The organism is Streptomyces sp. DSM 116793 (genome assembly GCF_057320905.1).
On record NZ_CM170494.1, the window covers coordinates 2,625,691 to 2,649,342 of the forward strand.

Sequence of the window (23,652 nt, forward strand, 5' to 3'; positions counted from 1 at the left end):
CGCCGACCGAGCCGCCGAGCCGTGCTCGCCGCCTCCACCGCCCTGGTCGGATGGGCGTCCTTTGCCGGCCAGAAGCAGGCCTTCGCGGCCGCCGCCCGCCCCCGGGCCGCCGCCGAGTGGGACGCCGACCCCACCGTCTTCCAGGTGAACCGCGAGCCCGCCCGCGCCCGCCTCGTGCCGTACGCGAGCACCGCGGACGCGCTGCGCGGCGCCTTCACCGAGTCCCCGTACCACCGCTCGCTGAACGGCCGGTGGCGCTTCAGCTGGTCGGAGAACCCCGACACCAGACCGACCGGCTTCGAGGCCCCGGAGTACGACGACGGCGGCTGGGACACCATCACAGTGCCGTCCAACTGGGAGATCGAGGGCTACAAAGAGCCGATCTACCTGAACATCCCCTATCCGTGGACGGGTTACGAGACGCCCGAGCCGCCCGAGGTGCCGCACCGCTTCAACCCGGTGGGCTCCTACCGGCGTACCTTCACCGTGCCGGCCGGCTGGACCGGGCGGCGGGTGCTGCTCTCCTTCCAGGGCGTGAAGTCGGCGTTCTTCGTCTGGGTCAACGGCGCCCGGGTCGGCTACAGCGAGGACAGCTACACCCCGGCGGAGTTCGACGTCACCGAGCGGCTGAGGCCCGGCGTGAACACCCTCGCCGTGGAGGTGTACCGCTGGTCGGACGGCAGCTGGCTGGAGGACCAGGACATGATCGACCTGTCCGGGATCTTCCGGGACGTGTACCTGTACGCGATCCCGCCGGTGCACCTGCACGACCTCTTCGTCCGCACCGGCCTGGACGCGGACCACCGCGACGCCGTCCTCGACGTCACCGCGACCGTGCGCGACCACGACGGCGGGCGCCCGCCGGGACTGCGCCTCGATGCGGTGCTGTACGACGCGGCCGGGCGGCCGGTGCTGGACCGGCCGCTCACCTCCGGCGTCCGCTTCGACGCGGACGGCACCGACGCCGACGATGCCGCCCGCACCGGCACCGCCACCGACCGGACGACCGTGACCCTCACGGCCCACGTCCCGGCCCCCGCCCTCTGGTCGGCCGAACAACCGCACCTCTACACGCTGGTCGTCACCCTCACCGACGGCACGTGGCGGGACATCCACAGCACCCGGCTCGGCTTCCGCACGATCGACTGCGGCCCGGGGCGGTTCACCGTCAACGGCAGGCCGATCGTGCTGCGCGGCACCAACCGCCACGAGTCCGACCCGGACCACGGCCAGGCCGTCCCCGAGCGGCGGATGGTCGAGGACATCCGCCTCATGAAGCAGCACAACATCAACGCGGTGCGCACCTCGCACTACCCGAACCACCCACGCTGGCTGGAACTCTGCGACGAGTACGGCCTCTACGTCATCGGCGAGGCCAACCTGGAGACGCACCAGGTGCGCGACACCGTGCCCGGGTCGCTGCCCGAGTGGACGGACGCCTGCGTCGACCGCCTGACCTCGCTCGTCGAGCGCGACAAGAACCATCCGAGCGTGATCGTCTGGTCGCTCGGCAACGAGGCCGGGTCCGGCGGGAACTTCCGCACGATGGCCGACTGGGCGCACCGCCGCGACCCCTCGCGGCCCGTGCACTACGAGGGCATGAACGAGGTCGCCGACCTGCACAGCGAGATGTACACCAAGCCCGCCGACGTCGAGGCGTACGGCAGGTCGGGCGATCAGAAGCCGTTCATCCTGTGCGAGTACGCCCACGCCATGGGCAACAGCACCGGCAACCTCCAGGAGTACTGGGACGTCTTCGAGCGGTATCCGAACCTGCACGGCGCCTTCGTCTGGGACTGGGTGGACCAGACCATCCGGCTGCCCGTGCCCGGTGACCGCGGACGCACCTACCTCTCCTACGGCGGCGACTGGCACCCGGGCTACCCGACCGACGGCAACTTCTGCTGCAACGGCCTGACCGCCTCCGACCGCACGCCGCACCCCGGCCTGCTGGAGGTCAAGAAGGTCTACCAGCCGGTCGGCGTGGTGGCGGACGACCTCGCGGCCGGCACCGTGCGGGTCCGCAACAAGCACCTCTTCAGCGGTCTCGACGCGTACGAACTGCGGTGGACGGTGACGTGCGACGGCGAGCCGGTCCAGCGGGGCACCCTGCCCGCGCCGCAGGCGGCGCCCGGCGCCGAGACCCGCGTCAGGATCCCGTACCGGCGGCCCGAGACGCTCACGCCGGGCGCCGAGTACTGGCTGAACGTGTCCTTCGTGCTGCGCGAGAAGACGTCCTGGGCGGACGCCGGCCACGTGGTGGCCGCCGAACAGCTGGCCCTGGACTGGCGCGCGCCGGCGCCCGCCGCACCCGCCTCCGGCAGCCTGCCGCGGCTCGCCCTGACCGAGACCGGCGGCGAGGTCCGGGTCACCGGCCGGCACGCGGCGGTCGTGCTGGACAAGGAGTCCGGCACGCTCGGCTCGTACGCCTGGCGCGGCCGGCTGCTGCTCGCCGGCGGGCCCGTGCCCAACTTCTGGCGCGCCCCGACCGACAACGACATCGGCCGCGGCGCCCACACCTCGCTGCGGACCTGGCGTGAGGCCGGCCCCGGCCGGAAGGTCACCGGGGTGCGGGTCACGCGGCCGTCGCCCGGGGAGGTGCGGATCGAGGTGTCCGCGACGCTGCCCACGGCGCCCGTGGCCGCCGGCTGGGAGACGGTGTTCACGGTCCGCGGCGACGGCGAGGTGCGCGTCCGGCACACCCTGACCGCGCCGGAGGGCCTGCCCGACCTGCCGGTCGTGGGGGCGCTGCTGACGGTCCCGGAGGGATTCGAGCGGCTCGACTGGTACGGGCGCGGGCCCCAGGAGAACTACTGGGACCGGCACACGGCCGCTTTCGTGGGCCGCCACCGCTCCACCGTCGACGCCCAGGTCGCGCCCTATGTGCGCCCGCAGCAGACGGGCAACATGACGGACGTGCGGCGGCTGTCCCTCACCGACGGCTCCGGCGAGGGCCTGACGGTGCTGGCGGATCCGGCCGGGGGCGAGCCGTTCCTGGAGACCAGTGCGCTGCACTTCCACCCGTTCGACCTGGAGGGTGTGCGGCACCCGTACGAGCTGCGGCGCCGTGCGGAGACGGTGCTCGGTGTCAACCTGCACATGATGGGCGTCGGCGGCAACGACTCCTGGGGCGCCCCGCCCCTCGACCGGTACCTGCTGCACGCGGGCCGCACCTACACGTACGCGTACCGGCTGCGCCCCGCACTCCTTTGAGCCCACGCCCGGGCCGCGGCGCGGGGGCCTGCGCCTGCCGGCGGCCCGGACACGACAGAAGCTGCCCCCTCAGGCCGGTGACGACCCGCACGTCTCACTACGGCCGATCGCGCAGTTCCCCGCGCCCCTCCAGGGCACAACCCCACAGACCGGGCCCCGGCAGGCGCGGGGCCCGCGCCGCGCCCCCACCCGCCACCCGGCGGCCCGGACACGACAGAAGCTGCCCCCTCAGGCCGGTGACGACCCGCACGTCTCGCTACGGCCGATCGCGCAGTTCCCCGCGCCCCTCCGGGGCACAACCCCACAGACCGGGCCCCGGCAAGCGCGGGGCCCGCGCCGCGCCCCCACCCGCCACCCGGCGGCCCGGACACGACAGAAGCTGCCCCCTCAGGCCGGTGACGACCCGCACGTCTCACTACGGCCGATCGCGCAGTTCCCCGCGCCCCTCCAGGGCACGACCCCACAGACCGGGCCCGGGGACGCGTGGCGTCAGGAGACCACGTCCTTGCGGCGGAAGCCGCGGAATGCGAGGGCGATGAAGACCATCGCGTAGGTCACCGACACCGCGGCGCCCTGGATCATGCCGCCCCACTCTGGCTGGGGCTGGATGAGGTCGGCCCAGGCGAACTGCCAGTGCGCGGGCAGGAAGGCCCGCCAGTGGCCGAGCGCCGTCACCGCGTCCAGGACATTGCCGACGATCGTCAGGCCCACCGCGCCGCCGACCGCGCCCAGCGGGGCGTCCGTCCGGGTGGAGAGCCAGAACGCGAGGCCCGCGGTGACGAGCTGGGAGACGAAGATGTAGCCGACGGCGAGCGCGAGCCCCTGCACGGCCGTGCCGGTGTCCAGCACGCCGCCGGTGGGGATCTGGAGCGGCCCGTCGCCGTAGAGGGCCGTGCCGAGCGCGAGCGCGACCACCGGCAGGAGCACCATCGCGGCCAGGCTGAGCCCGAGCGCGACGACCAGCTTGGACCAGAGCAGCCGGGCCCGCGGCACCGGCGCCGCCAGCAGGTACCGCAGCGACGACCAGTTCGCCTCGGAGGCCACCGTGTCCCCGCAGAACAGCGCCACCGGGATCACCAGCACGAAGCCCGCGCTGACGAAGAGACACGTGGCCGCGAAGTTGGCGCCGGACTCGGTGGCGGTGGTCATCAGATTGACCGAGCCCCGCTCCGGGTCGCCGACCGCGAGCGCGACCGCGAGGACGAACGGCAGCAGCGCGAGCACCGCCCCCATCACCATCGTCCGCCGCCGCTTCAGCTGCCGCACCAGCTCCACGCGGAGCGGCAGGGTGCGGCCGGGACGGTAGCCGGGCGCGGTGGACTCCGGCCCGGGGCCGGCTCCGGGGCCGGGGTGGGCGCCCCCGGGCGCCGCGGGCGGTGTGGTGCCGGATCCCGGGGTTCCGGGGGTGCCGTCGGCCAGGGGGTGCAGGGGCACGTCCGCGCCGGCGTCCCCGGGGTCCGGGGCCAGGCCGGCGGCCCGGACGGTCTCGGCCTCCCGGGCCAGGGCTGCCGCGCCGGCCCCGGCGGCCGGCACCTTCTCCCCCGTCCGGTGTGTGTCCGCGGTCATGCGGTTCCTCCGATCAACGTCAGGAACGCGTCCTCCAGGCGGCGGTGCGGCCCCATCGACGCCACCGGCACGCCGAGCCGGACCAGCTCGGCGAGCAGCCGCGCCGCGGCCCGGCTCGCCGAGCCGTCCGCGCCGTCCGCGCCGTCCGCGCCGGAGCCCGCCGGCAGCGCCAGACGGACCAGCAGCCCGTCGGGCACGGGCACCGCCGAGGCCACCTCGGGCAGGGCGGCGACCCGCTCCAGCAGCGGCTCCGGCACCTCGCCGGCGAGCCCGACGAGCAGGGTGTCGTCGGAGCCGACGATGTCCGAGACGGGCCCGGCCCGCACCAGCCGGCCGCGGTCCATCACGACCAGGTGCGTACAGCTCTGCTCCACCTCGGCGAGGAGGTGGCTGGAGACGATGACGGTGCGCCCGCCCTGGGCGTAACGGATCATCACGTCCCGCATCTCCCTGATCTGCGGCGGGTCGAGACCGTTCGTCGGCTCGTCGAGGATCAGCAGGTCGGGCAGGCCCAGCATGGCCTGGGCGAGCGCGAGGCGCTGCCGCATGCCCTGCGAGTAGGTGCGCACCGCGCGGGCCAGGGCGTCACCGAGGCCGGCGATGCGCAGCGCCTCCTCGGCGTGCGCGTCCTCGGCCGGGCGTCCGGTGGCCCGCCAGTAGAGGTCGAGGTTCTCGCGACCCGACAGGTGCGGCAGGAAGCCCGCGCCCTCCACGAACGCGCCGACCCGGGACAGCACCGGCGCGCCGGGCCTTATGGCGTGCCCGAACACCCGGATCTCCCCGGCGTCGGGCGTGATCAGGCCCATCAGCATGCGCAGGGTGGTGGTCTTGCCGGCGCCGTTCGGGCCCAGCAGGCCGAGCACCTGGCCGCGGTCCACCCGGAACGACAGGTCGCGCACGGCGTACCGGTCGTGGGCGTTGGCGTACCGCTTGCTGAGGCCGCTGATCCGGAGCGGCACGTCGGCGAGCGCCGGGTCGGGCGCGGGGGCCGCGGTGCGGCGGCGGCCGGTGAGCACCAGGCCGAGCGCGAGCACGGCGCCCGCGGCGGGCAGCCACCACACCCAGGCCGGCACCGGCGCCCCGGAGCTTCTCACCCCGGGCGCGGTCGGCACGTGCAGGCCGTCGCCGGCGGGCGAGACGGTGTAGGTGGCGGCGGCGGCCGGGGAGGCGTACGCCAGGTCGGTGCTGGCGAGCACCAGCCGCAGCCGGTGGCCCGCCACGACCTCGTGGTCGATGGCGGGCAGGGTGATCCGCACGTCCCTGCCCTGCTGGGCGCCCTCGACGCGGACCGGCGCCACCAGCTGGTCGGGCAGCGAGGCGCGGCCGCCCTGGCCCGGCGAGACGTCGTACAGCTTCCCGAACAGCACCGCGTCGGGACGGGACGAGGTGACGTGCACGGTCACCGTCGGGGAGCCGGTGATCCGCAGGTCGTGGTCGAGCGGGGCCGTCTCGAAGCGCGCGAACTGCCCCGGCATGTCCAGGGACGGGCCGAGGCCGAGCCCGGAGAGCTGCGAGGAGCCCGTGAGCCCCGGCACCGCCGAGATCGAGGGCGGGTCGCCGCCGGGCGGGTTGGCGAAGCTCTGGGTGCCGCCGGTGAGCGGCAGGGTGTGCGGGTCGCTCTCCAGGCCCGGGTATCGGTCGGAGGTGGCGCCCCGGGTCGCCGCGGTGCCGTCGGTGGAGTCGACGCCGCCGGTGCGGGAGATCCGGAAGACGGGACCGGTGTCGGCGGAGGTGTCGTGCTTCAGGTAGCGGTCGAACCACTGCGCCACGCGGTCGGTCATCCGGCCGGTCTCCAGGTCGCCGCCGTCGTGGCCGCCGGAGAGCCAGTCGACGTCGACGGGGGCGCCGTTGGCCCTGATCTGCCGGGCCATGGCGTCGGCCTGGCCGAGCGGGAAGAGCGAGTCGGCCTGGCCCTGGGCGATCAGGGTGGGCACCTTGATGCGGGTGCCGACCGCGGACGGGCTGCGTTCCTGGAGCAGGGCGCGGGCCGCCGCGTCGGGCCTGCCGTTCTCGGCGACCCGCTGGTACATCGCGCAGAGCTGCCGCTCGAAGCGGCCGCAGGCGGAGGCGTCGGCGGGCCCGGCCGTGCCCTGGTCCCCGGCGGCGCCGGGGCCGCCGAGGCTCGCCCTGGCCGCGGAGCCCACGGAGGTGCCGGCGGAGTCGAGGCCGGTGCCGTCCGCGGCGTGGGCGGTGCGGCCGGAGTGCGCCGGGCCCGAGGTGTCCGAGGACCGGGACATGCCGGCGGAGGCCGAGCCGTCCTGGCCCGCACCTCCGGAGCCGTTCCCGCCGGAGCCGTTCCCGCCGGAGCCGTTCCCTCCGGAGGGCGCGCCGCCGGGGTCCGCGGGGGCCCGGTCGCCGGGGTTCTGCTGACCGGTCGCGCTGCCGGCGCTGCCGGTGGTGAAGAAGATCCCGGCCCACAGCTTCTTGAAGACGCCGTCGGGGAACAGCGCGTCCGCCAGGTTCCAGTAGGTGATCTGCGGGGCGATGGCGTCGACCCGGTGGTCGTAGCCGGCGGCGAGCAGCGAGACGGCGCCGCCGTAGGAGCTGCCGGTGACGCCGACGCGCGGGTCGCCCGCGTGGTCGAGCTGCACCTCGGGGCGGTGCGAGAGCCAGTCGATCAGCCGGGAGACGTCGGCGACCTCGGCCTTGGGGTCGTTCAGCCCGATCTTGCCGGTGGAGTGCCCGAAGCCGCGCGCGGACCAGGTGAGCACCGCGTAGCCGTCCCGGGCCAGCTGCTCGGCCTCGGGGCGCACGTCGTCCTTGCTGCCGCCGAAGCCGTGCGCGAGCAGCACCGCGGGGCGGCGGGTGTCCGGGTCGCCCGTCGTGTAGTAGGAGGTGTCGATCGTCGCGCCGTGGGTCGGCAGCATGCGGTCCGTGCGGTGCACGGGGGTGTGGTCCCCGAAGGCGCCCGCGGCGGAGGCGGACCAGATGCCGCCGGTGGCGAGCACGGCGACGGCGAGGAGTGCGGCGGCCCACCGCCGCACCCGGCGCGAGCCGGGCAGCCGTACCGGGCGCCGCCCGGGCAGTCTCAGAACCATGTCCTCAACGGTACGGGCGGGTGGGGGCATTCAAGCGGTACGCCGGTGGGGTCCGCGTGGCCCACCGGCGGAGTACGCCGAGGTCGGGGCGTACGCCGCGGGCGGCGCGGTCCGTGCCGTGGCGTACGTCACGTCCGCCCGGACGCGCGTGCGGGGGAAACCCGCGGCGACGTCGCCGCCTGCCGCGGTCCCGCCCGGCCGGGTGCCGCCCGTCAGGGGCCCGCCCGGGCGGGCGCCCCCGTCAGGGACCCGCCTGGGCGGCAGGTCTCCGGCTCACGTCACCGGCTGCCGTGGCCGGCGTGCTCCGGGGCCGGGTCGGCGGTGGTCCGCCCGTCCGCGATGTCCGTCAGGGACCTGCCGGTGGTACGCGGCCCCAGCAGGCCGACGTCCAGGACGATGGCGGCCATGGCGAGGGCGATGAAGAGGAACACGGCGGTGGCTCCCGACGCGTCGAGCAGCGGCAGCAGCACGTAGGGCATCGCGGCGGTGGCCAGGCGGCTCAGCGAGTAGGCGCTGCCCGCGCCGGTGGCGCGCAGCCGGGTCGGGAACAGTTCGCTCTGGTAGACGTGGTACGCGTTGGAGAACAGGTTGCTGGCCACGGTGTAGCAGAAGCCGAGGACCAGGATTCCGGCGGTGACCGTGCAGTAGCCGAAGGCCAGGCCGAACGCCAGCATGGCGAGCGCCGAGACCATGATCAGCGTGCGCCGCTCGACGCGTTCGATGATCGGTAGCGACAGCAGCGAGCCGACCGGGTAGCCGAGGAAGGTCACGGCGCTGAAGGCGATGCTGTGGACGACGTCGTAGCCCTTGGCCGCCAGTACGAGGGGGGCGAGGGTGCCGAAGCCGTAGTAGCCGAACACCTGGAGGATCTGGAAGACGGCGAGCATGACGGTGCGGCCGCGCCAGCGGGGGGAGAACAGGTCGCGGAACCGCGCGCCGCGCACCTCGGCCCGCGGCTCGGCCGGCCCGGGCTCGGCGGGCCCGGGCTCGGCCGGCCGGTCGCCGCGGGTCGCGCCGGCCCCGGTCTCCAGACGGGTGACGATCTCGTCGGCCTCGGCGTACCGGCCGACGGCGGCGAGCCAGCGCGGCGACTCCGGCAGGCTCCGGCGCAGCAACCAGCAGAGGAAGGCGCCGACGCCGCCGATCAGGAACATCCAGCGCCAGCCGGCCAGGCCGGCGAAGCTGTGCGGGACGATGCCGAGGGCGAGGAAGCCGGCGACCGGGACGCCGCAGAAGCCGACGGTGTAGGCCCAGCCGATGAGTCGGCCGCGTACCCGGGACGGCAGCAGATCCGAGAGGTAGGCGTCGCACAGCGGCAGCTCGCCGCCGATGCCCAGGCCCGCGAGGAAGCGGCAGACGATGAGCATCTCGACATTGGTGCTGAAGGCGCCGAGCACCGAGAAGAGCGAGTAGACGCCGAGGGTGAGATAGAAGGCACGGCGCCTGCCGAGGCGGTCGGCGATCCGGGACATCGCCACGGCGCCGAAGAACGCGCCGACGAAGGCGGACGCCAGTATCGGTTTGAGCTCGCCGGAGGTGACGTGGAAGTCCTCGGTCAGCGCCGTGCTGAGGGTGCCGGCGAGGAAGACCTCGTACAGGTCGAAGAACATGCCGATGCCGACCACCACCACGGCGAGCATGTGCGCCCGGGTGATCGGCAACCGGTCGAGCCGGCCGGCTATGGAGAGTTCTTGGGACACGGGGACTCCCGGTTATCGCGTTGCGCTGGAGCGATCTGAGAGCGGTCGCCGGCCGGTGGTGCCTCCGACGGGAGGCAGTCGCCGCACTCATATCGTGAGTTGTTGACCCATGTTGTAGGCGTCACACGGCGATGTCAATGCCACGTTTCCCTTACGTTGCGCGGCTCCCCAGGCGTAAGGCGCGTGCCCCGGCTCCCCGGACGTGAGGCACGCTCTGCCGGCCGGCGCCGTCGTGGCACGGTCGGCACGGCGACGGGCACGGGAGCGCGTGCCGGGGGCCGGGCCGTCACGCTCGGCTATCGTGAGCCGGGACCTCCACCCGGGGTGGGAGGTGGAGCGGGAGAAGGGAGGTGCCGTGAGCGCGGACGACAGAAAGGCGGCCGGTGAGAAGGCCGGCATGCCCCCGATCCTGGTGCTCCAGAAGTTCCGGCAGATCCTGGAGTGCTTCACGATCGAGCGCCCGGAGCTGACACTCCAGGAGATCGTGAAGGAGACGGGCCTGCCGCAGAGCACCTGCCAGCGGCTGGTGCACAACATGGTCCGCGAGGAGTTCCTGGACCGGGACGCCGACAGGTACCGCATCGGCCTGGGCCTGGTGCGCTGGGCGGCGCCCGGCACCTTCGGGCTCGACATGGTGCGGTTGACCCGCCCGTCGCTGTCCCAGTTGCGGGACGCCACCGGTGAGACCGCGTGCCTGTACGTGCGCGACGGCGCGTACCGCACGGTGGTGGCCCTGGCCGAGACGCATCATGTGGTGACCCGGCTGTTCATGGTGGGCATGGTGATGGCCCTGCACGCGGGCTCGGCGGGCAAGGTGTTCATGGCGTTCGACCCGACGGCGCGGTCCGCCGCGGTGGGGCACGGGCTGAGCCGGCACACCGCGCGCACCGTCACCGACATCGACCTGCTGGACGACCAGTTGGCCGCCATCCGCGAGACCGGGTTCGCCGCCAGCTTCGAGGAACGGGATCTGGGCGCCGCGTCGGTGAGCGCGCCGGTCTTCGGCGTGACCGGCGAACTCGTGGCGGTGCTGGGCATCGGTGCCCCCACGCAGCGGCTGACGCCGTCCGACGTCGGAACCATCGCACCGGCCGTGGTGGCCGCCGCGGCGGATGCCTCGCGCCGCCTCGGCTACCGCCCGGGCGCCCACCAGGCCGCGGACCCGCGGGCCTGACCGGCCGCGGCGTCCGGCCGCGGGCCCGGCCGGGGTGCGCGCTCGTGGCCCGGCGGGTGGCCCGGCGGGCGCCCGGCCCTCCCGGCCGGGAGGTGCGGTCGCCGGCCGGGAGGGTGGCGGGCCGGAGCGCGGGTCAGCCGACCCGCAGCGGCACGGGCGCGGCGGGCACCGAGGACAGCGCGGAGTCCAGGCCCCGGCCCAGCAGGGTGCGCAGTTCGTCGCGGACCGCGATGAGCCGGTCGGGATCGACGCCGGTGGCGATGCCGCAGTGGTGCAGCATGTTGACCAGGTCGTCGGTGGCGATGTTCCCGGCCGCGCCGGGGGCGAACGGGCAGCCGCCGATGCCGCCGAGCGCCGCGTCGAAGCGGCGAACACCGAGCCGCAGCCCTTCCCATGCGTTGGCGGAGGCCATGCCGTAGGTGTTGTGCAGGTGCAGGCCGAGCGGAACCAGCGGATGGCGTGCGCGCACCGCCGCGACGGTACGGCGCAGGTGGGCGGGGGAAGCGGCGCCGATGGTGTCGGCCAGGTGCAGCACACGCGCGCCCATGCCGATCAGCCGGTCCGCGGCGCGCACCACCCGGTCCGGCGCGGTCTCGCCGTCGAACGGGCAGACGAAGGCGGTCGCCACGCAGGCCTCGATCCGCACCCCGGCCGCGCCGAGCAGTTCGGCACACGGCTCCAGTCGGTCCAGCGCCTCGGCGGTGGGGACGCCGGCGTTGGAGACACTGTGGCCGTCGGTGGCGGAGACGACGAACCGCACGGCGGCCGCCCCGGCCTCGATGGCGCGACGGGCGCCGCGCTCGTTGAACACCAGGGTGTGCAGGGTGGCGGCGGTGCCGCGCAGCCCGGCCAGCACCTCCTCCGTTCCGGCCATCTGCGGCACTCGGTCGGGGTGCACGAACGAGCCCACCTCCAGGGAGGTCAGGCCCGCGTCCAGCAGGCCGCGGCCCAGCCGGACCCTGTCGGCGGTGGGCAGCACGACGGGCTCGATCTGGAGGCCGTCACGCAGCAGCACGTCGGTGATCAGCACCTCGCCGACCTCGTCGGCTCCAGCGGCCGCGGCGGGCGGACGCGCGTCGGTGGCGGTACGGTCGGCGGTGGTCACAGCACCCCCTGGGCGCGGAGTTCGGCGCGGCGCTCGGGCGGGACGCCGAGGCGGTCGAGTACCTCGTCGGTGTGCTCGCCCAGTTCCGGGCCGAGCCAGCGGGTCGCGCCGGGCGCCTCGGCGAGCTTCGGTACGACACCGGGGAAGAGGACGTCGGCCTTCTCGTCCTCGGCTATGCGCACCGGGTGCCGTTCGTGCATGCCGCGGGCGGCGTAGTGCGGGTCGGCCGCGATGTCGGCGGCGGAGTAGATCGGCCCGCTGGGCACGTCGGCCTCCTTCAGGGCCGCCAGCGCCTCGGCCGCCGGGCGACCGGCCGCCCAGGCCCCGATGACCTCGTCGAGCTCCGCGCGGCGCGCGACCCGCCCGGCGTTGTCGGCCAGGGCGGGGTCCGCTCCCAGGTCGGGGCGGCCGACCAGGGTCATCAGGCGGCGGAAGATCGCGTCGCCGTTGCCGCTGATGACGACGTGTTCGCCATCCTGGCAGCGGTAGGTGTTGGACGGGGCTATGCCCGGCAGTGCCGTGCCGGTGCGCTCGGGCTGGACACCGAACGCGTCGTGGTCCGGGAGCAGCGACTCCATCAGCGAGAAGATGCCCTCGTACAGCGCCACGTCCACGACGTCCCCGCCCCGGCCGCGGTCGCGGCGGTGCAGCGCCATGAGGGCACCGATGACGGCGTAGAGCCCGGCGACCGAGTCGGCGACGCTGATGCCGACCCGGGTGGGCGGCAGGTCCGGGTAACCGGTGAGGCGGCGCAGGCCGCCGATGGCCTCCGCGACGCCGCCGAACCCGGGGCGGTCGCGGTAGGGACCGGTCTGCCCGTAGCCGGATATGCGGACCAGGACAAGGTCGGGGTGGGCGGCGCGCAGGACCTCCGGGCCGAGGCCCCAGCGCTCCAGCGTGCCGGGCCGGAAGTTCTCCAGCACGACGTCGCTGGCGCGGATCAGGTCCAGGGCGACCTGGCGTCCGGATTCGCCGGCGAGGTCGAGGGTGACGGACTTCTTGTTGCGGTTCATCGTCCGGAACAGCAGGGACGTCTCACCTCTGTGCAGCCGCCACCGGCGGAGTTCGTCACCGCTGCCGGGCCGCTCCAGCTTGACCACCTCGGCGCCGAAGTCGGCGAGCAGCCTGCCGGCGGACGGGGCAGCGATGAAGTTGCCCAGTTCCAGCACCCGAAGCCCTGCCAGCGGCCCGTCCGGGGCGCCGGTCGTCTCCATGGTTCGACTCCAATCCCACGACATGAGTTGCGCACTCATGATGTGGGCCTTCCTTGAATGTGGTCAAGGACGTCCGCGATGTGGGATGTGGTGCGCGCACCCCTGCGCAGGCCGGGGCGGCCCCTCATGTGAGGGGCACGCACGGGAAAGGGGCGCGGGGCTGTGTCGGTATGCGGCTCCACCGCGCCGGCGCGGGCAACCACCCACAGCCGGTGGTCCCAAGGCGGCAGGGACTGCCGCCTTGGGGCGGTGGCGACGCGACGGTCTCGTCGGGGCTGTGCGCGCCGTTCCTCGCGCCCCTTGCGTGGGCCGGGGCAGGGGCCCGAAAGAGGGTTCCGTCAGTGGTTCCCGGGGAAGCCCAGGTCCACGCCCGCGGGGGCGTCCGCGGGGTCCGGCCAGCGGGTCGTGATCGCCTTGCCCCGGGTGTAGAACCGAACCCCGTCCGTGCCGTAGATGTGGTGGTCGCCGAAGAGGGAGTCCTTCCAGCCGCCGAACGAGTGGTAGCCGACCGGCACCGGGATCGGCACGTTCACGCCGACCATGCCCGCCTCCACCTCCATCTGGAAACGGCGGGCCGCGCCGCCGTCCCGGGTGAAGATCGCCGTGCCGTTGCCCCACGGCGAGGCGTTGATCAGCGCGAGACCCTCGTCGTAGGAGTCGACGCGGAGCACGCTCAGCACCGGGCCGAAGATCTCGTCGCGGTAGGCGTCCGCGGTCACCGGCACCTTGTCGAGCAGCGAGATGCCGATCCAGTGGCCGTTCTCGTAGCCCTCGACGGTGTGCCCGGTGCCGTCCAGGACGACCTCGGCGCCCTGCTCCGCGGCGCCGTTCACATAACCGGCGACCCGGTCGCGGTGCTCGGCGGTGATCAGGGGGCCCATCTGGGAGGCCGGGTCGGTGCCGGGCCCGATGGTGACCTTCTCGGCGCGCTCCTTGATGCGCTGCACCAGCTCGTCCCCGACGGCGCCGACCGCGACCACCGCCGAGACCGCCATGCACCGCTCCCCGGCGGAGCCGTACGCCGCGGAGACCGCGGCGTCGGCGGCGGCGTCCAGGTCCGCGTCGGGCAGCACCATCATGTGGTTCTTGGCACCGCCCAGCGCCTGGACGCGCTTGCCGTGCTCCGAGGCGGTGCGGTGCACGTACCGGGCGATGGGCGTGGAGCCGACGAAGGAGACCGCCGCCACGTCGGGGTGCTCCAGCAGCCGGTCGACGGCCGGCTTGTCGCCGTGCAGCACGTTGAGGACGCCGTCCGGCAGGCCCGCCTCGGCCATCAGCTCGGCGAGCCGCACCGACGCGGAGGGATCCTTCTCGCTGGGCTTGAGCACGAAGGTGTTCCCGCAGGCGATGGCGAGCGGGAACATCCACATCGGCACCATCGCCGGGAAGTTGAACGGCGTGATGCCCGCCACCACCCCGAGCGGCTGGCGGATCTCGGCGACGTCCACCCGCTGCGAGACCTGCGTGGACAGCGCGCCCTTGAGCTGGGTGGGGATGCCGCAGGCGAGGTCGACGATCTCCAGGCCGCGGGCCACCTCGCCGAGCGCGTCCGCGTGCACCTTGCCGTGCTCGGCGGTGATCAGGCGGGCGACGTCGTCGCGGTGCGCGTCGAGCAGGGCGCGGAACGAGAAGAGCACCGTGGTGCGCTGCGCCAGCGACGAGCCGCGCCAGTCCTCGAACGCCGCCCTGGCCGCCGCGACGGCCGCGTCCACCTCGCCGGCGTCCGCGAACGGCACCCGGGCCGTGACGGCGCCGGTGGCGGGGTCGGTGACCCGGCCGAACCGGCCCGAGGCACCCTCGGCGGGCCGGCCGCCGATCCAGTGGCTGACGGTCTTCGTCATGAGCAACTCCCGAGTCGGTCGTGCACGGATGGCGTCTGCGGCGGCTCCCCCGCGAACGGCGCCCACGGCCGCCGCGCCACGGACGGCGCCGCCCACCGCCGCGACGGCGCCCGCCGCCTCACAGGTGCCGCCTGCGGCCGCCGGCCTGCCGCTCGTACTCCTCGCGCGCCGCCACCGCGGGCGCCCGGGTCGCCGTCTCGGCCACCGGCACGTCCCACCATGCCTGAGCGGGCGGCGCGCCGGGAGACGCCCCGCTGGTGTCGGTCTCCACGTACACGCACGTGGGCCGGTCCGAGGCGCGTGCGTCGGCGAGCGCCGCGCGCAGCTCGCCGAGCGTCTTGGGCCGCAGCACCCGCATCCCGAGGCTGGCGGCGTTGGCGGCGAGGTCGACGGGCAGCGGCTCCCCGGTGTACGAGCCGTCCGCGGCGCGGAACCGGTACGCCGTCGCGAAGCCCTCGCTGCCCACCGACTCCGACAGGCCGCCGATGGAGGCGTAGCCGTGGTTCTGCAGGATGACGACCTTGATGGGGATGCCCTCCTGGACGGCGGTGACGATCTCACCGGGCATCAGCAGATAGGTGCCGTCGCCGACCAGCGCCCACACCGGCCGGCCCGGCGCGGCGAGGGACACCCCGATCGCGGCGGGGATCTCGTAGCCCATGCACGAGTAGCCGTACTCGACGTGGTACTGGTCGTGGGACCGGGTGCGCCACAGCTTGTGCAGCTCGCCTGGGAGCGAGCCGGCGGCGTTGATCAGGATGTCGTCGCCGGTGACGACGGTGTCGAGCGCGCCGAGCACCTGGGGCTGGGTGGGCCGCGCCGCGTCCTCACCCGCGCAGGCCGCGCCGACCTGCCGCTCCCAGCGGGACTTGGCGTCGCGGTAGTCGATCTCGTACCGGGTGGAGACGTGGTGCGCGCCGAGCCGGCCGTGCAGCGCGTCGAGCGCGGTGCGGGCGTCGGCGACCAGCGGCAGGCCGGCCATCTTGTGGCCGTCGTAGGGGGCGATGTTGACGTTCAGGAAGCGGACGCCGTCGGCGCCGAAGAGGGTGCCGGAGGCGGTGGTGAAGTCGGTCCACCGGGTGCCGACGCCGATCACCAGGTCGGCGGCGCGGGCCAGCTCGTTGGCGGTGGCGGTGCCGGTGTGGCCGATGCCGCCGACGTCCGCGGGGTGGTCGTGGCGCAGCGCGCCCTTGCCGGCCTGGGTGGCCGCCACCGGGATGCCGGTGTCGTCCGCGAGCCGCCGCAGCGCCTCCTCGGCGCGGCTGTGCCGCACCCCGCCGCCCGCCACGATCAGCGGCCGGCGGGCCGCCAGCACGGCGCGCACCGCGGCGTCCAGCTCGTGCGGGTCCGGCTCGGGGCGGCGGACCGTCCACACCCGCTCGGCGAAGAACTCCTCGGGCCAGTCGTAGGCCTCCGCCTGCACGTCCTGCGGCAGCGCCAGGGTGACCGCGCCGGTGGCCACCGGGTCCGTCAGCGTCCGCATCGCGGCGAGCGCGGCCGGGATCAGCGCCTCGGGGCGGGTGATCCGGTCGAAGTACACGGACACGGGCCGCAGGCAGTCGTTGACGGACACGTCGCCCGCATGGGGCACTTCGAGCTGCTGGAGCACCGGGTCGGCGGGCCGGGCCGCGAAGACGTCGCCGGGCAGCAGCAGGACGGGCAGGTGGTTGATGGTGGCGAGCGCGGCGCCGGTGACCAGGTTGGTGGCGCCGGGGCCGATGGAGGTGGTGACGGCGTGCGTGGCCAGCCGGCCGGACTGCCGGGCGTAGCCGACGGCCGCGTGCACCATGGCCTGTTCGTTGCGGCCCTGGTGGTACGGCATCTCGTCGCCGTACTCGACGAGCGCCTGGCCGATGCCGGCGACGTTGCCGTGCCCGAAGATGCCCCAGGTGGCGCCGATCAGCCGGCGCCGCTCACCGTCGCGCTCGGTGAACTGCCGGGTGAGGAAGGCGACGAGGGCCTGGGCGGTGGTCAGGCGGCGGGTGGCGCTGGTGCTCATGGTCGGCCCTCCCTGGAGACGGGGGTACGCGTGGGGGTGCCGGCGGGCGGGGCGGCCGGCGGGGCGGGGGCGCTGGACGGGGCGGCCGTGGCGGCGGGGGCGCCGGACTCGGCGCGGCGGGCGGTCACCGGTAGCCCGGGGTGCCTGCGAGGTGGTCGGGGTGGAAGCAGATCTGCCAGGCCCGCTCGGCGCCCGGGCCCGCCATCACGTTCAGGTAGTACATGTCGTGTCCCGGCGCGGCGATCGACGGGCCGTGCCAGCCGTCCGGCACCAGCACCGCGTCCCCGCCGCGCACCTCGGCGAGCACGTCGCTGCCGCCGGGACGGGACGGGAAGACCCGCTGGTAGCCGAAGCCGGCCGGTCCGTCGATCTCGAAGTAGTAGATCTCCTCCAGCTCGCTCTCCTCCCCCGGGCGGTGCTCGTCGTGCTTGTGCGGCGGGTACGAGGACCAGTTGCCGCCCGGGGTGATCACCTCGACGGCGATCAGGGTGTCGCACTCGAAGACGCCGGCGGCGGCGAAGTTCCGCACCTCGCGTGCGCACATGCCGCTGCCGCGCCGCTCGACGGGAACCTCCGGCGCGGGGCCGTAGCGGGCGGGGAGTCTGCGCCCGCACTTCGCTCCTGCCAGGGCGAAGCGGCCTCCCGCACCGGAGGCGATCTGTGCATGGGCGTCCCGGGGCACGTACGCGAAGTCGCTGACGTCCGCGAACACGCTCTCTCTGCCCTGCAGTTCGATGATGGTGCCCTCGGTATGGACGGTACAGCCCCCGTTCAGCGGCAGCACCACCCACTCACTGTCCCCGGCCGCGAAGGAGTGCGTCTCGCCGGGTTCGAGCTGAAGCACTCTCAGCCGCGAGTACGTCCACCCGGCGCGCTCCGGGCCGATGTCGACCGTGTACGGGCCGGTGGCGGTGCTGCCGCCGGGCACGTACAGGCGGCTGTCACGGGCGCCCCGCGTCTCGGGGCCGGCCGCCCCGTTCGTCTCGATCATGTCCGTATCCCTACCCCACGACGGATGCTCTGTGCGCGCCGCCGCCCGCGGTGGACACGCCGTGCGCGCCGCGCGCCGGCCGCGGCCCGCGCCTGGTGGCCCGTGCCCGCCGCCCGGTGGCCCGTGCCCGCCGCCCGATGGCTCGTGCCCGCCGCCCGGTGGCCCGTGCCCGCCGCCCGATGTCCGGTGCCCGCGGTCGCCGCAGCCGCCCGGTGGCCGGTCACAGCAGCCCCACCGCCGTGTCGACGGCCTTCGCCACGTCGCCGTCCGCCGGGTACAGCAGCGAGCGGCCGACGACCAGGCCCTGCACGGTGGGCAGCCGGAGGGCGCCGCGCCACTTCTCGTAGGTGCCGAGCTGCTCCTCGGCGGTGGGGCCCACCTCGCCGCCGAGCAGCACCGCGGGCAGGGTGGTGGTCGCCATGACGCGGGCCATGTCGTCGGGATCCTCGGTGACGGGCACCTTCAGCCAGGTGTACGCGGAGCTGCCGGCGAGCCCGGACGCTATGGCGAGGGACTTGGTGACGGCGGCGGCGCCGAGGTCGTTGCGGAGCCTGCCGTCCGCCGGGTCGCGGCGGCACAGGAACGGCTCGACGAAGACCGGCAGCCCCCGCTCCGCCATGGCGTTCACGGCGCCCGCGGCGGCCTCAAGGGTGCGCAGCGAGCCGGGGTCGTCGTAGTCGATGCGCAGCAGCAGCTTGCCGGCGTCGAAGCCGTACCGCTGGATGTCCTCGGGACGCAGCCCCGTGAAGCGGTCGTCGAGCTCGAAGGCGGCGCCGGCCAGGCCGCCCCGGTTCATCGAGCCGACGACGACCTTGCCCTCCAGGGCGCCGAGCAGCAGCAGGTCGTCGAGGATGTCGGCGGCGGCCAGCACCCCGTCCACCCCCGGCCTGGCGAGCGCGAGGCAGAGCCGCCGGAGCAGGTCGGCGCGGTCCGCCATGGCGAGGGCGTCGCCGCCGGCGCCGAGCGCGCCGCGCGCCGGATGGTCGGCGGCGATGATCATCAGCCGCCCGCCGGCGCCGAGCAGCGGCCGCCTGGCCCGGCGCGCCGCCGCCTCGGCCACGGCCTCGGGGTGCCGGGCCCGCAACCGCGCCAGCGCCCCGGCGTCCACGGCACCGTCGGCGGTCACGGCACCGTCGGCGGTCACGGCACCGTCGGCGGTCACGGCACCGTCGGCGGTCACGGCGTGCGCGGCGTGCGCGGCGATCGGGGGGTACGCGGCGATCGGGGGGTGCGCGGCGGCTGCGGCGGCCTCGGCGGCGGCGGTGTCCCCGGCGGCCACGCCGCCCCGGGCCGCCCCGCTGTGCCTGGCTGCCCCGCCCTCCGTCGCCCCACCGCCTCCGGCCGTCAGGCGGTCCCCGCTTCCGCTCACCGCACCGCGCCTTCCGCGAGCGCCCGCTCCACCTCAGCGGGCGTCGGCATGGCGGAGGAGCACTCCAGGCGGCCCGCGACGATGGCGCCCGCGGCGTTCGCGTACCGCATGGTGCGCTCCAGGTCCCAGCCGGCCAGCAGGCCGTGGCAGAGCGCCCCGCCGAACGCGTCCCCGGCGCCGAGGCCGTTGAGCACCTTCACCGGCAGCGGTGGCACCTCGGCCCGCTCGCCCGCGGCGGACAGCGCGAGGACGCCCTTGGGCCCCTGCTTGACGACGGCCAACTGGACGCCCGCGGCCAGCAGCGCCCGCGCGGCGGCGGCCGGTTCGCGCTCGCCGGTGGCCACCTCCACCTCGTCCAGGTTGCCGACGGCGACGGTCGCGTGCCGCAGGGCCTCGGCGTAGTACGGGCGGGCGCCCTCGGGGCCCAGCTCGGGTCCCGGCCCGGGCACGTCCGCCGGAACGCCGTCCGCGCCCGTTCCGCGGGTGCCGTCGCCGTCCTGCCCGGCGTGCCAGAACATCGGCCGCCAGTCCAGGTCGAAGACGGTCAGCCCGGCGCGGGCGCGGTGCGCCAGCGCGGCGAGTGTCGCGGTGCGGCTCGGCTCCTCGCTCAGCCCGGTGCCGGTCATCCAGAAGACGCGGGCCGCGGCGACCGCGTCCAGGTCCAGTTCGTCCGGGCGGATCACCAGGTCGGGGGCCTTGGGGCGGCGGTAGAAGTACAGCGGGAAGTCGTCCGGCGGGAAGATCTCACAGAACGTCACGGGGGTGGACAGCCCCGGCACCGGCGTGACCCAGCGGTCGTCCACGCCGAGGTCGCGCAGTGCCCGGTGCACGTAGTCGCCGAACGGGTCCTGGCCGGTGCGGCTGACCACGGCCGTGCGGCGGCCGAGCCGGGCGGCGGCCACGGCCACGTTCGTGGCGGAGCCGCCGAGGAACTTCCCGAACGTGCCGACCTCCGCCAGCGGCACCCCCGCCTGCAGCGGGTACAGGTCCACCCCGATCCGGCCCATGGTGATCACGTCGTAGGGCTCGGTGGACGGCTCGGTCTGCGGGCCGGTGTCCGGGTCGATCACCTGCACGTCCCTTCTGGGCCTTCTTGAGGAGAACGGCTCTCCACCTTGCCGGGGCATGCTCGTGCATGCCCATGCATGACGTGGTTCATGTCCGCGCATGGCGGGAGAAGTCCCGGCATGTCACATCGTGTACGGAGGCTCTGACATCGCTGGGACGGCCGGGGAGAGGCGCCTGCGGCGGCTGTCCTCCAGGTGTAATGCCGCGCGGGAAGCCTGTCAATGTTTTGTCCAGACATTCGGACCAGGTCTTGACACTCCTCCCCGGGCGCCCGGAAAGTGACGGCCATGACGACGCTGTCGCGCATCCGGATCGGTTCGGCACCCGACTCGTGGGGCGTCTGGTTCCCCGACGACCCGCGCCAGGTGCCCTGGCGGCGCTTCCTCGACGAGGTCAGCGCTGCCGGCTACGAGTGGATCGAGCTGGGGCCGTACGGCTACCTGCCCACCGACCCCGCGGTGCTGGCGGAGGAGACCGGGCGGCGCGGTCTGAAGGTCTCGGCGGGCACCGTCTTCACGGGCCTGCACCGCGGCCCGGACGTCTGGGAGTCCACCTGGGAGCACGTCGCGGGCGTCGCGGCGCTCGCCCAGGCGATGGGCGCGGGGCACCTCGTCGTCATCCCCGCCTTCTGGCGCGACGACAAGACCGGTGAGGTGCTGGAGGAGCGCACTCTCACCGGGGCCCAGTGGCGCGACCTCACCCGCCAGACGGAGCGCCTGGCGCGGGAGGTGCGGGAGCGGTACGGCCTCCAGGTCGTCGTCCACCCGCACGCGGACACCCATGTGGACACCGAGGAGAACGTCACCCGCTTCCTGGACGCGACCGACCCCGACCTGGTGCGGCTCTGCCTGGACACCGGGCACTACGCGTACTGCGGCGGCGACAGCGTCAAGCTCATCGAGACGTACGGCGAGCGGATCGGCTACCTGCACCTCAAGCAGGTCGACCCGGCCGTGCTGGCCGAAGTGCGGGCACAGGAGATGCCGTTCGGGCCGGCCGTGGCCCGCGGCGTGATGTGCGAGCCGCCGCGCGGGGAGCCCGCGCTCGGGCCCGTGCTGGCCGCCGCGCAGGGCCTGGGGGTCGATCTCTTCGCCATCGTCGAGCAGGACATGTATCCCTGCGAGCCTGATACGCCGGGGCCTATCGCCCGGCGCACCCGGGCGTTCCTGCGCTCCTGCGGGGCGTAGCCCCCTGCGGGGGTCCAGCCGACTTCCTGGGTGACCCCGGTGGCCAGGCGAAGAGACCGCAAGGGGCTCGGGCCGGTGGCCACCCGCGGGCGCGTCGGGGCTGGGCGCGCAGTTCCCCGCGCCCCTGTCAGGGCACAGCCCCCCGCAGGGCCGGCCGACGACCCAGCCCACTCCACCAGGGGCGCGGGGAACTGCGCGACCGCCCCCCCACCCACCGGCAGCCAAACCAAGAAACCGCAAGGGGCTCGAACCGGCCCCCCAGGGGCGCGGGTAGCTGCGCGACCGACCCCCACCCACCGGTGGCCAACCAGGAGACCGCAAGGGGGCTCAGGCCGGTGGGGGCGTTCTCGGTTGTGTCACGAAGGCAACCCCCTCGTCACACATGTGCCGGGTCAGCCGAGTGGCCGTCACACGTGGTCGACGGACCAAGGCCCCCGCTCACGACCCGTCGTTCACCGGTCACAGACCGACACATCGTCGGCGCCGCGCCCGCTCAGAGCGGCCCCCGACGGGCCGCTGCGCCGCGGTGCCGCGCTGCCGCCCCCGAGGAGATGCCACGGATGACCGACCGCAGTCTCTGGTCGTACAACGACATCGCCGCACACATCAGGGTCCGCCCGGACACGGTGCGCTCCTACCGCAAACACGGGCTGCTGCCGCCGCCAGACCACGTGGAGGGCGGCAGACCGTACTGGTACGCGGACACCGTCCGCGCCTGGGTGGCCTCCCGACCGAGCAACAACCGGAGGCGCCGCGGCGGCTGAGGACACGCCCCCTCGGGTGCCGGCGCGCCTGCCCGGGGCACGCGGGGACGGCAACGCGGCAGGGACAGCGACGCGCAGGGACGACGCGCGGGGACGACGCGCGGGGACGACGACGCGCGGGGCCGCGGGACCGGGGGCGCCGGGACCGGGGCCGCCCGATCGGGACGGCCGGCCGGGGCCCGATCGCCGGGGCACACGTCATTGCTTTGCCTCCGCCGCGACGCGTCGCCCAGGATCCGGGGATGACACGACCGGCACAGCCCGCACCCCCGCGGCCCCCGGCGGCGGCCCCGTCAGCGCCGCCGGAGCCCTCTCCGGCGGCCCCCCGCACCGGCTTCGCCGTGAAGCCCGTACTGACCGGCGAGCGGGTCGTCCTGCGACCGTTCACCGTGGCGGACACCGAGACGATGGCGGCGATCATCGACGACCCGGAGGTGCGGCGGAACACCTTCAGTCCGCGCGTGGAGCTCACGTTGGAACGCCTGCGCTCCTGGTACGGGTCCCGCGGCGACCAGCCCGACCGGCTCGACCTCGCCGTGACCGACCGGGCGACCGGCGAGCTCGTCGGCGAGAGCGTGCTCTTCGACTGGCAGGAGGTCGACCGCAGTTGCGTCTTCCGCATCCTGATCGGGCCGGGCGGCCGGGACCGCGGCCTGGGCACCGAGACCGTCCGGCTGACCCTCGCGCACGCCTTCGAACGGCTCGGTCCGAACCGCGTCGAGCTGAGCGTGTACGTCCACAACCACCGGGCCCGGCGCGTCTACGAGAAGGCCGGCTTCGTGACGGAGGGCATCAGGCGGGAGGCCTCGCTGCGGGACGGTGCGGCGTTCGACGAGATGCTGATGTCCGTGCTCGCCCGGGAGTGGGCCGAACACCGCGGGTACCCGTGACGATTCCCGACCGGGCGGGTGCGGTGACGCCCCGCCGACGGCCGCGGGGGGCTCGCTCGGTTCCCGGCGCCGCTTCCAGGGCACGGGCCACGGTCTCCCTTACCCCCTAGGGGTATAGTGTGAAGAGAGCCGGACGGGGCCATCGGTGCGCGGTGGCCTCTGCGCCGCCCCGGACGGGGGCCGTACCCGGCGTGCCACCGGACCCCGAGCTCGTACCGCACCCCGAGGAGAACGAGATGACCACTCAGAGCGACACCACCCCCCAGACCGCGTCCGCCGAGGGCCAGGTGACCGCGGTCTACCAGGTGACCGGCATGACCTGTGGCCACTGCGAGGGCGCGGTCGCCAGCGAGATCGGCGAGCTGGCCGGCGTCAGCTCCGTGCGGGCCGAGGCCGCCACCGGCCGGGTGACCGTGGTCTCCGAGGCCCCGCTCGACGACGCGGCGGTGCGCGCCGCGGTGGACGAGGCGGGCTACGAGCTGGTCGGCAAGGCCTGAGCCCCCGGTGCGGTCCGGACAGCCGGGCCGCACCCC

General features: G+C 74.8%; 16 protein-coding genes. 6 read left to right on the plus strand and 10 right to left on the minus strand.

From position 1 onward, the window contains the following. The first annotated feature begins 21 nt into the window (after positions 1–21). A complete protein-coding gene (gene lacZ, locus ACSMXW_RS10460) occupies positions 22–3,213 on the plus strand; it encodes a beta-galactosidase, LacZ type (RefSeq protein WP_485805499.1) in 3,192 nt (1,063 codons plus the stop codon). A 489-nt stretch (positions 3,214–3,702) separates the two neighbouring features. Here lacZ and ACSMXW_RS10465 read toward each other — a convergent pair whose 3' ends face one another. The 3 genes from ACSMXW_RS10465 to ACSMXW_RS10475 all read right to left on the minus strand — a co-directional run bounded on the left by ACSMXW_RS10465 (position 3,703) and on the right by ACSMXW_RS10475 (position 9,517). Continuing rightward, complete coding sequence (locus ACSMXW_RS10465; RefSeq protein WP_485807935.1) at positions 3,703–4,500, minus strand: ABC transporter permease; 798 nt, start codon at positions 4,498–4,500, stop codon at positions 3,703–3,705. Positions 4,501–4,775: 275 nt separating this feature from the next. Continuing rightward, positions 4,776–7,817 carry an alpha/beta fold hydrolase gene (locus tag ACSMXW_RS10470; RefSeq protein ID WP_485805501.1) on the minus strand — a complete coding sequence of 1,014 codons (3,042 nt, stop codon included), beginning with the start codon at positions 7,815–7,817 and terminating at the stop codon, positions 4,776–4,778. Between the two features lie 278 nt (positions 7,818–8,095). Next, positions 8,096–9,517, minus strand: a complete 1,422-nt coding sequence (locus ACSMXW_RS10475) for an MFS transporter (protein ID WP_485805503.1) — start codon at positions 9,515–9,517, stop codon at positions 8,096–8,098. 355 nt (positions 9,518–9,872) lie between these two features. On the opposite strand from ACSMXW_RS10475, the gene ACSMXW_RS10480 reads away from it, so the two are divergent. Then, positions 9,873–10,691, plus strand: a complete 819-nt coding sequence (locus ACSMXW_RS10480) for an IclR family transcriptional regulator (RefSeq protein WP_485805505.1) — start codon at positions 9,873–9,875, stop codon at positions 10,689–10,691. A 133-nt stretch (positions 10,692–10,824) separates the two neighbouring features. Here ACSMXW_RS10480 and ACSMXW_RS10485 read toward each other — a convergent pair whose 3' ends face one another. The 7 genes from ACSMXW_RS10485 to iolC all read right to left on the minus strand — a co-directional run bounded on the left by ACSMXW_RS10485 (position 10,825) and on the right by iolC (position 20,217). After that, positions 10,825–11,796 carry a hydroxymethylglutaryl-CoA lyase gene (locus ACSMXW_RS10485; protein ID WP_485805506.1) on the minus strand — a complete coding sequence of 324 codons (972 nt, stop codon included), beginning with the start codon at positions 11,794–11,796 and terminating at the stop codon, positions 10,825–10,827. Continuing rightward, positions 11,793–13,010, minus strand: coding sequence for a CaiB/BaiF CoA transferase family protein (locus tag ACSMXW_RS10490; RefSeq protein ID WP_485805508.1), 1,218 nt, complete (start codon positions 13,008–13,010; stop codon positions 11,793–11,795). Before ACSMXW_RS10490 ends, ACSMXW_RS10485 begins: the two co-directional genes overlap by 4 nt. Before the next feature lie 338 nt (positions 13,011–13,348). Continuing rightward, the gene (locus ACSMXW_RS10495; RefSeq protein ID WP_485805510.1) at positions 13,349–14,851 is read right to left on the minus strand and encodes a CoA-acylating methylmalonate-semialdehyde dehydrogenase; all 1,503 of its coding nucleotides are present in this window, start codon (positions 14,849–14,851) and stop codon (positions 13,349–13,351) included. Between the two features lie 118 nt (positions 14,852–14,969). Then, on the minus strand, positions 14,970–16,850 hold the full coding sequence (iolD, locus tag ACSMXW_RS10500; RefSeq protein ID WP_485805512.1) for a 3D-(3,5/4)-trihydroxycyclohexane-1,2-dione acylhydrolase (decyclizing): 1,881 nt from the start codon (positions 16,848–16,850) through the stop codon (positions 14,970–14,972). 124 nt (positions 16,851–16,974) lie between these two features. After that, a complete protein-coding gene (iolB, locus tag ACSMXW_RS10505; RefSeq protein ID WP_485805514.1) occupies positions 16,975–17,841 on the minus strand; it encodes a 5-deoxy-glucuronate isomerase in 867 nt (288 codons plus the stop codon). A gap of 220 nt (positions 17,842–18,061) precedes the next feature. Continuing rightward, positions 18,062–18,949, minus strand: a complete 888-nt coding sequence (locus ACSMXW_RS10510; protein ID WP_485807937.1) for a Cgl0159 family (beta/alpha)8-fold protein — start codon at positions 18,947–18,949, stop codon at positions 18,062–18,064. Between the two features lie 257 nt (positions 18,950–19,206). Next, a complete protein-coding gene (gene iolC, locus ACSMXW_RS10515) occupies positions 19,207–20,217 on the minus strand; it encodes a 5-dehydro-2-deoxygluconokinase (protein WP_485807939.1) in 1,011 nt (336 codons plus the stop codon). 348 nt (positions 20,218–20,565) lie between these two features. Here iolC and ACSMXW_RS10520 point away from each other — a divergent pair, with 348 nt between their 5' ends. The 4 genes from ACSMXW_RS10520 (at position 20,566) to ACSMXW_RS10535 (ending at position 23,616) form a co-directional block, all read left to right on the plus strand. Next, the gene (locus ACSMXW_RS10520; RefSeq protein WP_485805516.1) at positions 20,566–21,465 is read left to right on the plus strand and encodes a sugar phosphate isomerase/epimerase family protein; all 900 of its coding nucleotides are present in this window, start codon (positions 20,566–20,568) and stop codon (positions 21,463–21,465) included. Between the two features lie 560 nt (positions 21,466–22,025). Continuing rightward, the gene (locus ACSMXW_RS10525; protein WP_485805518.1) at positions 22,026–22,229 is read left to right on the plus strand and encodes a helix-turn-helix transcriptional regulator; all 204 of its coding nucleotides are present in this window, start codon (positions 22,026–22,028) and stop codon (positions 22,227–22,229) included. A gap of 341 nt (positions 22,230–22,570) precedes the next feature. After that, complete coding sequence (locus tag ACSMXW_RS10530) at positions 22,571–23,119, plus strand: GNAT family N-acetyltransferase (RefSeq protein WP_485805519.1); 549 nt, start codon at positions 22,571–22,573, stop codon at positions 23,117–23,119. A 236-nt stretch (positions 23,120–23,355) separates the two neighbouring features. Further along, positions 23,356–23,616: a heavy-metal-associated domain-containing protein gene (locus ACSMXW_RS10535; protein WP_485805521.1), complete on the plus strand. Its 261-nt coding sequence runs from the start codon at positions 23,356–23,358 to the stop codon at positions 23,614–23,616. Positions 23,617–23,652 lie beyond the last annotated feature (36 nt).